This is a genomic window from Vibrio sp. Of7-15 (assembly GCF_022347565.1).
GTDB lineage: Bacteria > Pseudomonadota > Gammaproteobacteria > Enterobacterales > Vibrionaceae > NORP241.
The window spans coordinates 239,980-251,849 of the sequence record NZ_JAKRGH010000005.1; the positions used below are offsets into that span (position 1 = coordinate 239,980).

Here is an 11,870-nt window from a genome sequence, read left to right on the forward strand (position 1 = left end):
TCGCTATGCTTTTTTCATCAATGACTGGAATTGATATTGGTCATCACAGCATCAAAGCGGTTGTGATGAAGACAAAAAGCGAACAACTTCAGCTCATGAACTTCAAAGAAATTCCGTCTACGCCCTCCATTTTTTTGGAAAAACAAACCTTAGCGCATGAACCACTTGTCACGAGATTAAAGCAGCTTAAAAAGCAACTGCCATTTGGTGTTAGAAATATTGTGTTATCGGTACCTGAAAGTGCGGTGATCAGCAAGGTTCTTCAAATAGACAGTGATCTTGATGATAAAGAACAAGAGTTTGCTATTCACCACAGCTTTGCTCAACAGTCGCCATTGCCACTGGAAGAATTAAGCATTGATTATGTGCCTATCCATACGGAAATACCAGACACAGAAGGAAGTAGTGCGACTTATCAGGTGTACGCGACCCGAAAAGAAGTGATTTCTAGCCGCATTAATGCGTGTAAAGCTGCAGGCTTTTATCCAAAAGTTATCGATATTCATTCAAGTGGTTTATTAAAGTTGTGGCAATTTGTTGCTCAACAGCAAAATCGCTTTAATTGGATGCTGGTGGATGTGGGTTTATCTCAAACTTCTTTGTGTCTATTACCGCGTGGCCGTGCGGCATACTACCGTGAAATGGCACTGGGAACTCAGCAGATGAAAGGCAACCAATCTGAGCTGTCGAACCCAACGTGTCATGACGCCTTGTTAGAGGAATTTGTTACGGAGCTCGCCGATCGTTTGTCTCGCCAGATGTCGCTTTACCGTTCTGTACAGCATCAGCAATCCATCGAAGGAATTTGGCTTACAGGAGGGGGGGCGTGTTTTCCCAATATTGAAATGACCTTGAGTATTAAGTTAGGGGTGCCTGTTATGTTGTTGAATCCATTTGGGTTGGTTGAACGACATAAAACCTTATCACTCAAACAATCATCGTTGCCAGGTAGCTGTTTTGGTGGTGCGCTTGGGTTGGCTATTCGTGGTATGCAATGGGCTGGAGGACGTTATGCTGCATGATATTAATTTACTGCCATGGCGAGATCAGCAGCGACTGCGATATCAACGTCGTTTTATTGTCATGCTGGTGGCTGGAGTAATTTTGTCTGTGGGGCTTCAATGGCTAATAGCGGACTATTTAAAGGAGCAAAAACACCTTCAAACTCAGCGTAATCAGTTTCTTACCCAACACATTGCTCAACTGGATATGAAGTTAGCAGGGCTTGCTAATATAGAAAAACAGCATGAATCCATTTTGACACGATTAGAAATGGTTCAAGAGCTGCAAAATGATCGCAATAAAACAACCGATTTGTTAACGCTACTTCCGAAGCTTATTCCTCAGGGTGTTTATATTAATAAGATTCGTTTTCATGGTCGTCAGGTGGACATTAATGGGTTAAGTGATTCTACAGCTAGGTTGGCTTCTATGTTAGATAACTTTGAAGATTCCCCATGGCTTATGGATGTAAACATGCATTCTATTGTGGCAGGTAAAGTTTTGCTGAGCCACGAACTAAAAAGCTTCAAGGTGTCATTTCGGTTATTGACTGAAGAGGAACTAAGAAGCGATGGCTGATTGGCGTGATTTGGATGTTGATGAGATTACAGAGTGGCCATTGATCCCACAAATTTGTGTGGTGGTGTTAATGGCGGTGATCATTCAAGGCTTTGGGGTTTGGCAGTGGTTAATGCCATTAGAGGACGAGTTAGCCTATTTAAAGCAGCAAGAAACTTCCTTAAAAAGTACCGTTCGATTTAAGTCCAATCAAGTGGCTGCCTTACCGCAATTACAGGCGCAACTCGATGAGTTGAATGTGCGTTATCAGTTATTGATTGAGCAACTGCCAGTGCAAAAAGAGTTGGCCAGTTTGTTATCTAGCATTAATCAGGTTGGCATGGAAAACCAATTGACGTTTACCCGTATTGACTGGGGGGCGAAAGAGCATCAGCAGTTTTTATATCGGTTGCCCTTGAACATTGAGTTGACAGGAAAATACCACAATATCGGGGACTTTTCTGAGGCTGTGGCTCGTTTACCTAGGATTGTGAATCTCAAGAATATTGAGCTGCAAAGGGTGAGCCATGAAAGTAGCACACTGCATTTTCGGGTACTGGCGCATACCTATCAATTTAATGCTAAGGAGTCTTATGTTCCTTAAACCTCGTGGGGCATATTTTATCGCTTTTTCTTTATTTCTTGGTGGATGTAATGCCCATCAGGATCCTCTGGATGATTTTATTCAGCAATCGGAAGCACAGGCGAGAGCAAAAGTTGATGCGCTCAGCCCAAATAAATCTTTCCAAGTTAGGGCGTATCAAGGACGAGAGGAGCGCTCACCGTTTATGTTGCCGGAGATTTTTGTCGCGGCGGAAAAGGCACGGTTAGAAAACTGTTGGCAACCAGAAGTAAGGCAGCAAAAAGACCAGTTAGAGTCATACTCGTTAGCCGCTTTGAAACTAAAAGGAATTATGGGAAATGGGAAGAGCTTAACTGGATTAGTCCAAACGCCAAAAGGAAATGTAGTGAAAGTGAACCCTGGTGAATACCTAGGGCACAACCATGGCAAGATCATGGCGGTGAAGGCGCAATATTTGGAAGTACAAGAAACGTTTTCTGATGGACTAGGTTGCTGGCACCAAAGAAATACGAAGTTGGCATTAAAGTAATGGTTGCCTATTAGGTTCAGTGACATAACGCTAGGTAGAAAGAATGAGAACAAAGTGGCGTACAACAAGTGCATTATGGTGGATGAAAAGCACTTTTATTTGGCTTTTGACCGTAGGTATTGCACTAGCAAGTACATTGCCGTCAAACGCGGTAAAGAATGAAGTGGTTAATTTTGACTTCAGGTTAGGCCAACATAAAGAATCCATTATTATTGTTGAGCTGACTTCACCTTCTCTTGTGGTGGACTTACGTCAATCGGACACTGGCGTGATGATCGAGCTGCATAATACGGACATCGTGGATGAGCGTTTAATGATCATCGATGTCAGGGACTTTTCCACTGAAGTGGAGCAAATAGAATCTTTTCGTGAGGGCCATAACGTCAATGTTGAGGTGAAGGTCAGGGGGGCTTTTGAATACAGTTATCAGATGAAAGGTCGTTTTCTCGAAGTGTCGATCTCGCCAACGGTAGCGGTCGTGACTCAAGATTCTTATCAACCTAACATGGCGTCTCTGGAAGCGGATGCACAGCCTATCTCTATTAACTTTCAAGACATTCCCATTCGTCATGTTTTGCAGCTAATCGCGGATTATAACGATTTTAATCTTGTGGTTGGAGACTCGGTCACGGGGAATCTGACTTTACGGCTAGACGGTGTGCCGTGGCCACAAGTGCTGGACATTATTTTGCAATTAAAGGGCCTTGATAAACGGATTGAAGGCAATATCGTGCTGGTCGCTCCCCAGAGTGAACTAGCCGCCCAAGAGAAGCAAGCGCTGGAGCAGGCTAAACTAGCGTCTGAGCTTGCTGCGCTACAGTCTGAAATCCTTCAAATTCATTATGCTAAAGCATCGGAAGTCGCTGAGTTAATCGGTGGGGAAGGCGATATTACGATGTTATCGAGCCGTGGCAGTATCACGATTGATGAACGAACAAACTCTTTGCTATTGCGTGACGTGCCGCAAAACATCGTAGTGATTAAAGACATCATTAAAACGTTGGATGTTCCCGTAAAGCAAGTGCAGATTGAAGCACGAATCGTCACCATTGAAGAAGGCAATTTGGATGAGTTTGGAGTGCGTTGGGGTTTCAGTAGTACCAATGGCAGCTCGACCATTGGTGGTTCCATTGAAAGCAACTTGGCGACTGTGGGGCTATATGAAGGAGGCGGTGAAGATGGCAGTGGCAGCTCTGTACCAATTGATGATTTCTTAAATGTGAATTTGGGCGTGTCGAATCCAGCGGCTTCCAGTATTGCTTTTCAAGTGGCGAAGCTCGGATCAGATACGTTATTAGATTTAGAGTTATCTGCGTTACAAGCGGAAAATCAGGCCGAAATTATTTCCAGCCCACGTTTAATTACCACCAACAAAAAGTCTGCTTACATCGAGCAAGGAACCGAGCTTCCTTATCTTGAAGCTTCTTCAAGTGGTGCGACTTCTATTTCATTTAAAAAGGCAGTGCTAAGCTTAAAGGTAACCCCACAGATAACACCAGATAATCGTTTGGTACTTGACCTGGAAGTCACACAAGATAAACCGGGGCAAGTAGTCAAAATTGGTACGGGTGAAGCGGTGGCGATCAGTACGCAAAAAATAGGCACTCAAGTATTAGTTAATAATGGGGAAACCGTCGTTTTAGGGGGGATTTTTCAGCACTCTCTCATAAATAACGTTGAAAAAGTGCCTCTGCTTGGTGATATTCCATTATTGGGTGCGTTGTTTAGGCGTACATATGAGCAGTTAGGGAAGCGTGAATTGCTGATTTTTGTCACACCAAAAGTCGTGATTCAGTAATTTATGCCTAACAATTGCTCTAGCTATTGCAAAGGTAGCATGATAACTGAGATAATTTTCGGTCAGATCACGAATTATCTGTGAGGAAATTGGTGCCACAGGCTTAAGTCTTCGGATGTCTAGTGGCGGTATACTTTGATTAACGTGTGTAATACTGCTGAAAATGGCTGAAAAACGAAATATTTTTCTTGTTGGTCCTATGGGAGCCGGCAAAAGTACAATTGGTAGACATCTAGCTCAACAACTGCATATGGAGTTCTTTGACTCTGATACTGAGATTGAAGAGCGTACAGGCGCAGACATTGCTTGGGTGTTTGATGTTGAGGGTGAAGAAGGTTTTCGTGCCCGTGAAGAAAACGTTATTAATGATTTAACGGAAGAACACGGAATCGTACTTGCTACAGGGGGAGGCTCTGTAAAAAGTAAGGAGAGTCGTAACCGTCTTTCTGCTCGTGGTATCGTGGTTTATCTTGAAACGACCATTGAAAAACAATTGGCTCGTACGCAACGTGATAAAAAACGTCCACTGCTACAGACGGATACGCCACGCGAAGTGTTAGAAGCGCTAGCGGCAGAGCGTAATCCAATGTATGAAGAAATTGCGGATTACGTGGTTCGTACTGATGATCAAAGTGCGAAAGTTGTAGCAAATCAAATCATAAAAATGCTAGAAGAGCGTTAAGTAAAAAGTATAGAGAAGCTGACCATGGAACGGATCAACGTAAATCTTGATGAAAGAAGTTACCCTATCTCTATTGGCGCCGGGTTATTTGCTGACTCGGCGTACTTTTCTGCGGCAATAAAAGCAGGAAAGCGGGTAGTGGTAGTGAGTAATGAAACGGTTGCTCCTCTTTACGGAGATACAATCACCTCTGTTATTCGCAGTTTAGATTGTGATGTCTCCTTGCTTGAATTGCCCGACGGCGAACAATACAAAACACTAGACACCTTCAATACCATCATGTCTTTTTTACTGGAAGGTAATTACGGTCGTGATGTAGTGATTGTTGCTCTAGGGGGGGGGGTTGTTGGTGATGTCGTGGGGTTTGCGGCTGCGTGTTATCAACGCGGGGTAGATTTTGTTCAAGTACCTACCACCTTGTTATCACAAGTCGATTCTTCTGTCGGTGGTAAGACAGCTGTAAACCATCCACTTGGTAAGAACATGATAGGTGCATTCTATCAACCTCAAGCTGTAGTGATTGATACAGACTGTCTTGCAACACTGCCAGAACGTGAGCTTGCTGCTGGTATGGCTGAAGTGATTAAGTACGGCATTATTGCTGATGCAGACTTTTTTACTTGGCTTGAAGATAATATGGATAAGCTTTATCAGTTAGATGAGAAAGCATTATCGTACGCTATTGCTCGTTGTTGCCAGATCAAAGCGGATGTTGTCGCGGCCGATGAAAAAGAGTCTGGGGTTCGTGCACTTTTGAACCTAGGTCATACTTTCGGTCATGCGATTGAAGCAGAAATGGGCTATGGTAATTGGCTCCATGGTGAAGCAGTTTCAGCAGGTACCGTAATGGCTGCTTTAACGGCTCATAAACATGGTTTACTGAGTATGGAAGATGTAGAACGCATTAAACGTATCTTGGTAAAAGCGAAGTTACCGATTTTAGCACCAAAAAATATGGATTATGACTGTTTCATGAAACATATGATGAGAGACAAAAAGGTCTTGTCTGGTCAGTTAAGATTGGTGCTACCAACTGCGATAGGCAGTGCGGATGTCGTTGCTGATGTTCCAGATGCTGTAATTGCTCAAGTTATCGAATCTTGTAAAGCGTAACCAATATGACTCTAGCCTATGAAATGATGGCGCTTGAATTTGAATCTCAAGTTCAGCTCCTGTCCCGAATCCAGTTTTTAACTCGGTTTGGTTCTAATTGTATTCAAATAACCGGAGCAGAAGGGTCGGGTAAGACCTGGCTAGCACAACGTTATTTGGAAGCATGGGCAGAGGATCAGAATCAGTCGTTGTTGATGTGTTACCCGACTCAGAGTGACAGTCAACAACGGGCTATTCTGCTGAAACAGCTTGTTAATGACCCGCTTTTTAATGAGCACGACCCGATAATTGACAGTCTTGGTCGCATGCTGGCCGGACAGCAATGCCAAATGCTTATTGTGGTTGATGATGCGCATCAGCTTAGCAGTGACATGGTGGCGGAATTATGGGCGCTAGTGCAAAAAGCACAATCCACTCCAAACTGGAAAATTAATGTTTTGCTCTTCTCACAGAAGGGGAAACTCGATAAGTTTTTATCACAAATTAGCCACGGCCAAGAGCAAAAACCCCTTGAAGTTGAAATTGAACCTTTTAGCGAACAAGAGGCAAATACGTTTGTTGATACTTTAGTGATGGGGCAGGCCCGCGGTGAAGAGAACAAGCGTGAAGTGAAAAAGCGTGCGGAAAAGTGCGCTCGTTTACCTGGTAAACTTCTCAATCTGAACCACAGACAAAAAGAAAAACGAATTATTATTCGCTCTGTTGTCCAATCACCGAAAAAAGCGTTATTTGCTGCTGGTGTTGCGGTCTTACTGGCAGGCAGTGGTTATTGGTGGCTAAACTCAAGTCAGCCAGTACCAGTATTGTCTATGAATACCAGTGAAGCTGTGCCAGCCATTGAGCCAGGATTAGAGGAAAAGAGCGAAGCTTCATCAGACAAAGAAGGTATGGCCGTAGAGTCAACACTTCCACAGGCTGAAACTGCTGCTGCTCCTGAGCAAGATACGGCTGAAAAAGAAGTCACTTTAACTCAAGATGATGGTTTAGCATTACCACCTGAAGTATTAAAAGATCCAGAATCGGTAGGAGACAGTGTCGCAGACCAAAAACGTGTTGTGGTTCCTTCGACGGTGGTTGATGCGTTAATTGAAGATCAAACCATCGGTGGTGATGGGACTGACGCAATGGCTGCTATTATTGATGAGCAACCAGCTAGCGCACCTGAATCTACGGAAAAACAAACAGCACAATCCGATCTGACGGCGGTCAAAACTGATGTCGTGGAAAAAACTGATGATATTGCGGTAACAAAGCCAGTTGTGGCAGAAGAGCAGTCACAAGTTGCAACACCTTCTGAAAAAGAAGAACCTGTTGTTGCCAAAGAAGAAGCAGAGCCAGCCATTCGATTTACTTTCTCTAATCAAGAGCTGCGCACAATTTCTGCTCGTTATTATACTCTGCAGTTGGCAGCGTTGACGTCAAAGGTTGCCGTTCAGCAGTTTATTGATGAGCATGATATCGGCAGCATTGTTCAAGTGTATGAAACGGTTAGAAATGGCTCACAGTGGTTCATTGTTACCGTGGGTAACTACACCAGTGTTGCTGCTGCCAGAAGAGCTGAAAATGACTTACCTGCTTCGGTTCAAGCTGTCGGCCCGTGGGCAAAATCTTTCTCTCAGGTACATAGAGAGATTGATCGTGCGAAATAACACTGAGCTTAAGCAAAAAATAGGGTACAATCCGCTCCCTTATTTTTCAGGTAGTGGGCTTAGCGTAAATGAAGAAACAACGCGCATTTCTTAAGTGGGCAGGTGGTAAGTATAGTCTTGTTGAAGACATTCAGCGCCATTTGCCGCCAGCTAAGAAGCTCATTGAACCGTTTGTAGGTGCCGGCTCTGTGTTTTTAAACACGGAATACGAGCATTATTTACTGGCGGACATCAATCCCGATCTTATTAATCTCTATAATATCCTTAAATCTTCTCCAGAGACGTTTATTGAGGATGCGAGAAAACTATTCCAGCCTGAATTTAATAAAAAAGAAGCTTACTTAGAGTTGCGTGCTGAGTTTAATGGTACGGACGATCCCTATCGTCGTTCACTTCTTTTTTTATATATGAACCGTCACGGCTTTAATGGTCTGTGTCGTTATAATCAAAAAGGCGGTTTTAACGTTCCATTTGGTTCGTATAAAAAGCCTTATTTCCCTGAACAGGAGATGCTTTTTTTCGCTGAGAAAGCCAAAAAAGCCACGTTTGTGTGTGAAGGGTATGCGCAAACTTTTGCCCGAGCTCGTAAAGGCAGTGTGATTTATTGTGATCCACCGTATGCGCCGCTTTCCAATACCGCAAATTTTACCTCTTATGCTGGCAATGGTTTTTCATTAGATGATCAGGCAGCACTGGCTGATCAAGCTGAGCGTACGGCAACAGAGCGTGGTATACCGGTTCTTATTTCAAATCATGATACAACCTTAACTCGCCGTTTATATCATGGGGCGGATTTAAACGTGGTTAAGGTTAAGCGTACCATCAGTCGTAATGGCGCTGGGCGTAATAAAGTCGATGAATTAATGGCACTTTTTCATGCCAAAGAAGAGACCACGCCTGAGTCAGATTAGCCTATAGCACCCATTGTACAATGGTGACTAATAGAGCAATAAACAGTAATACACCGAAAATCCCCATTAAAATATAGGGCCAGATTTGGTCCTGTTGGAAGTCTTGTTGGCGCTGTTGTTCCGATTGCACACCAAAAAAAGCCCCCGCGACACTTTTTAATACTTGTATGAAAAAAGGCACGCTGTTTCCTCCGTCATTTACCCTTTTCAAGCATAGTTGATACCTTCATCAAGTTGTGAATAAGACAGCGCAACCGTTATCGGGTAGAATTGCGCCGATTTAACTCGACTGTGTTTAGTACAATAAGGCCCGACATGAAAGATTTTCTGATTGCTCCATCAATTTTATCTGCTGATTTTGCTCGTTTAGGTGAAGACGTTGAAAAAGTACTGGCTGCTGGTGCGGATGTGGTTCACTTTGATGTAATGGACAACCATTATGTGCCAAACCTGACATTTGGTGCACCAATTTGTAAAGCGCTACGTGACTATGGCATCACGGCTCCAATTGATGTTCATTTAATGGTTAAGCCAGTTGATAACATTGTTCCTGAGTTTGCTAAAGCAGGGGCATCGATGATCACCTTCCATGTAGAAGCTTCTGAGCATATCGATCGTACGCTCCAGCTGATTAAAGAGCACGGTTGTAAAGCCGGTGTGGTTCTTAACCCTGCAACGCCATTATCTTGCCTTGATTACATCATGGATAAAGTGGACATGATCTTACTGATGTCTGTTAACCCAGGGTTTGGCGGTCAGTCTTTCATTCCAAATACACTCGATAAGTTGCGTGCCGTTCGTAAAATGATTGACGAATCAGGTCGTGATATTCGTCTTGAAATCGACGGTGGGGTTAAGGTTGATAACATTAAAGAAATCGCAGAAGCGGGCGCAGATATGTTTGTTGCTGGTTCTGCTATTTTTAATCAACCAAACTACAAAGAAGTTATCGATGAAATGCGTGCAGAGCTTGCAAAAGTAAACGCATAATCGTAGAAAGACAGATAGATTTTATATTAAGGGGCGATCATGCCCCTTTTTTAATAAGTGATTTAGTAGGAATAAACATGTCGTTAAGCTCAATTAAACTGATCGCGTTTGATCTCGATGGAACTTTGTTAGACAGTGTTCCCGATTTAGCGGTGGCTGCGGATCAAGCAGTGCAAGAGATGGGTTTTCCATCAGTAACGGAAGAGCAAGTTCGTGATTACGTAGGTAATGGTGCGGATATTTTAATTGGTCGTGCGCTTAGCCAAGCTTTAACGGTTAACCCTGAATTAAGCGAAGAAACACGTAAAAAAGCCCGTGTTTTGTTTGATGATTTTTATGAACAGGGTGGTCACAAGTTAAGCCATTTATACCCTTCGGTGAAAGAAACTTTGGCCGAGCTGAATAAAGCCGGGTTCACCATGGCGTTGGTTACCAATAAACCATCGAAATTTGTACCAGACGTACTAGCACAGCACGGTATTGATAAATATTTTGTGGATGTCATTGGTGGTGATTCTTTCCCAGAGAAGAAACCAAACCCAATGGCGCTGAACTGGTTGCTGGAAAAACACAATGTAAAAGCCGAAGAAATGCTGATGGTGGGTGATTCAAGTAACGACATCAAGGCAGCTAAAAACGCAGGTTGTTATTCATTTGGTCTGACGTATGGGTATAACCATGGTGAGCCTATTTCTGCGTCTAATCCTGATTACGTGGCAGATGACATTGCTCAATTACTAGAAGTAGTCCTCGTTTCAGCATAAAGCGGAGAAAACTTGGCGAAAGCCTCTAGTAATATACTCGCCAATGGGTACACTGCGTAAACCGTGTCGATAAATTCGGCGCGGTTTTTTTAATCAAATTATTATGAAGTCAAAGGAATCATAAGCATGAGCAAACCCATCGTATTGAGTGGCGTTCAACCATCAGGTGAACTAAGTATCGGTAACTACTTGGGTGCTCTACGTCAATGGCAACAGATGCAAGATGATTACGATTGCCAATATTGTGTTGTAGACCTTCACGCCGTTACGGTTCGTCAGGATCCAAAAGCGCTGCATGAAGCAACTCTCGACGCATTAGCAATTTGTCTTGCGGTTGGTGTTGATCCAAAGAAGAGCACGCTATTTGTTCAGTCACATGTACCAGAGCATGCTCAGCTTGGTTGGCTTCTTAATTGTTACACCCAAATGGGTGAGCTGAGCCGTATGACTCAGTTTAAAGACAAATCTGCACGTTACGCGAACGATGTAAACGCAGGTCTATTCGGTTACCCAGTGCTAATGGCTGCGGACATTTTATTGTATGGTGCTCACCAAGTTCCGGTAGGTAACGATCAGAAACAGCACTTAGAACTTGCCCGTGATATCGCGACTCGTTTTAACAATCTGTACAGCACGCCGGAACAGCCAATCTTCCAAATTCCAGAACCGTATATTCCAACGGTGAATGCACGTGTAATGAGTTTGCAAGACGCGACGAAGAAAATGTCTAAGTCAGATGATAACCGTAAGAATGTTATCACTCTGCTTGAAGAGCCAAAATCGATCATTAAGAAGATCAATAAAGCGCAAACAGACACAGATACCCCACCACGTATTGCAAGTGATTGGGAAAACAAAGCGGGTATTTCCAACTTAATGAGTTTGTATTCAGCAGCAACGGGTAAAACGTTTGAAGAGATTGAAGCGCAATATCAAGGTGTTGAGATGTACGGCCCATTTAAGAAAGACGTAGGTGCAGCCATCGTTGAAATGCTAGAGCCTATTCAATCTGAATATCGTCGTATTCGTGAAGATCGTGCATACATGGATAGCGTAATGAAAGCGGGTGCGGAGAAAGCTTCTGAACGTGCAGCAGTGACACTGAAAAAAGCTTATGAAGCGGTGGGTTTTGTTGCTCGCCCATAGTCGCAATCTCTAAAACATAGTTTTAAATATATCAAACCACTGGCTTCGGTCAGTGGTTTTTTGTTTTTGTTGAAAAGTTGACGGGTATCGACATATCAGTGAAACAAAAGTGATACATCTCTCAATTAGCATTGTTGATTCTTTT

Annotated in this window: 13 protein-coding genes; 12 read left to right on the forward strand and 1 reads right to left on the reverse strand. The window is 43.3% G+C overall.

What is annotated here, in order from left to right; all coding sequences use genetic code 11:
- Nucleotides 1-5 precede the first annotated feature (5 nt).
- From pilM to dam, 9 genes are all read left to right on the forward strand, one after another.
- Nucleotides 6-1,022, forward strand: coding sequence for a type IV pilus assembly protein PilM (gene pilM, locus MHO82_RS08580; RefSeq protein WP_239183462.1), 1,017 nt, complete (start codon nt 6-8; stop codon nt 1,020-1,022).
- Nucleotides 1,012-1,581: a PilN domain-containing protein gene (locus MHO82_RS08585; RefSeq protein WP_239183463.1), complete on the forward strand. Its 570-nt coding sequence runs from the start codon at nt 1,012-1,014 to the stop codon at nt 1,579-1,581. The genes pilM and MHO82_RS08585 overlap by 11 nt, the downstream gene beginning before the upstream one ends.
- Nucleotides 1,574-2,164 carry a type 4a pilus biogenesis protein PilO gene (gene pilO, locus MHO82_RS08590; protein ID WP_239183464.1) on the forward strand — a complete coding sequence of 197 codons (591 nt, stop codon included), beginning with the start codon at nt 1,574-1,576 and terminating at the stop codon, nt 2,162-2,164. Before MHO82_RS08585 ends, pilO begins: the two co-directional genes overlap by 8 nt.
- Nucleotides 2,154-2,672 (forward strand): pilus assembly protein PilP, encoded by a 519-nt coding sequence (locus MHO82_RS08595; RefSeq protein WP_239183465.1) that lies wholly within the window; start codon nt 2,154-2,156, stop codon nt 2,670-2,672. Before pilO ends, MHO82_RS08595 begins: the two co-directional genes overlap by 11 nt.
- Before the next feature lie 82 nt (nt 2,673-2,754).
- The gene (locus tag MHO82_RS08600; RefSeq protein WP_239183513.1) at nt 2,755-4,470 is read left to right on the forward strand and encodes a type IV pilus secretin PilQ family protein; all 1,716 of its coding nucleotides are present in this window, start codon (nt 2,755-2,757) and stop codon (nt 4,468-4,470) included.
- A 163-nt stretch (nt 4,471-4,633) separates the two neighbouring features.
- Entirely contained in the window at nt 4,634-5,152 is a 519-nt protein-coding gene (aroK, locus tag MHO82_RS08605; protein WP_239183466.1) for a shikimate kinase AroK, read from the forward strand.
- A gap of 24 nt (nt 5,153-5,176) precedes the next feature.
- Nucleotides 5,177-6,265 carry a 3-dehydroquinate synthase gene (gene aroB / locus MHO82_RS08610; protein ID WP_239183467.1) on the forward strand — a complete coding sequence of 363 codons (1,089 nt, stop codon included), beginning with the start codon at nt 5,177-5,179 and terminating at the stop codon, nt 6,263-6,265.
- A 5-nt stretch (nt 6,266-6,270) separates the two neighbouring features.
- Nucleotides 6,271-7,914: an AAA family ATPase gene (locus tag MHO82_RS08615; RefSeq protein ID WP_239183468.1), complete on the forward strand. Its 1,644-nt coding sequence runs from the start codon at nt 6,271-6,273 to the stop codon at nt 7,912-7,914.
- Nucleotides 7,915-7,982: 68 nt separating this feature from the next.
- Nucleotides 7,983-8,825, forward strand: a complete 843-nt coding sequence (dam, locus tag MHO82_RS08620) for an adenine-specific DNA-methyltransferase (protein ID WP_239183469.1) — start codon at nt 7,983-7,985, stop codon at nt 8,823-8,825.
- Nucleotide 8,826: 1 nt separating this feature from the next.
- Here the strand turns inward: dam and MHO82_RS08625 are convergent, their stop codons facing one another.
- Nucleotides 8,827-9,006, reverse strand: coding sequence for a DUF2970 domain-containing protein (locus MHO82_RS08625; RefSeq protein WP_239183470.1), 180 nt, complete (start codon nt 9,004-9,006; stop codon nt 8,827-8,829).
- A 134-nt stretch (nt 9,007-9,140) separates the two neighbouring features.
- Here MHO82_RS08625 and rpe point away from each other — a divergent pair, with 134 nt between their 5' ends.
- The 3 genes from rpe (at nt 9,141) to trpS (ending at nt 11,725) form a co-directional block, all read left to right on the forward strand.
- Nucleotides 9,141-9,815, forward strand: a complete 675-nt coding sequence (gene rpe, locus MHO82_RS08630; RefSeq protein WP_239183471.1) for a ribulose-phosphate 3-epimerase — start codon at nt 9,141-9,143, stop codon at nt 9,813-9,815.
- A 77-nt stretch (nt 9,816-9,892) separates the two neighbouring features.
- Nucleotides 9,893-10,579, forward strand: a complete 687-nt coding sequence (locus MHO82_RS08635; RefSeq protein ID WP_239183472.1) for a phosphoglycolate phosphatase — start codon at nt 9,893-9,895, stop codon at nt 10,577-10,579.
- 126 nt (nt 10,580-10,705) lie between these two features.
- Complete coding sequence (gene trpS / locus MHO82_RS08640) at nt 10,706-11,725, forward strand: tryptophan--tRNA ligase (protein ID WP_239183473.1); 1,020 nt, start codon at nt 10,706-10,708, stop codon at nt 11,723-11,725.
- Nucleotides 11,726-11,870 lie beyond the last annotated feature (145 nt).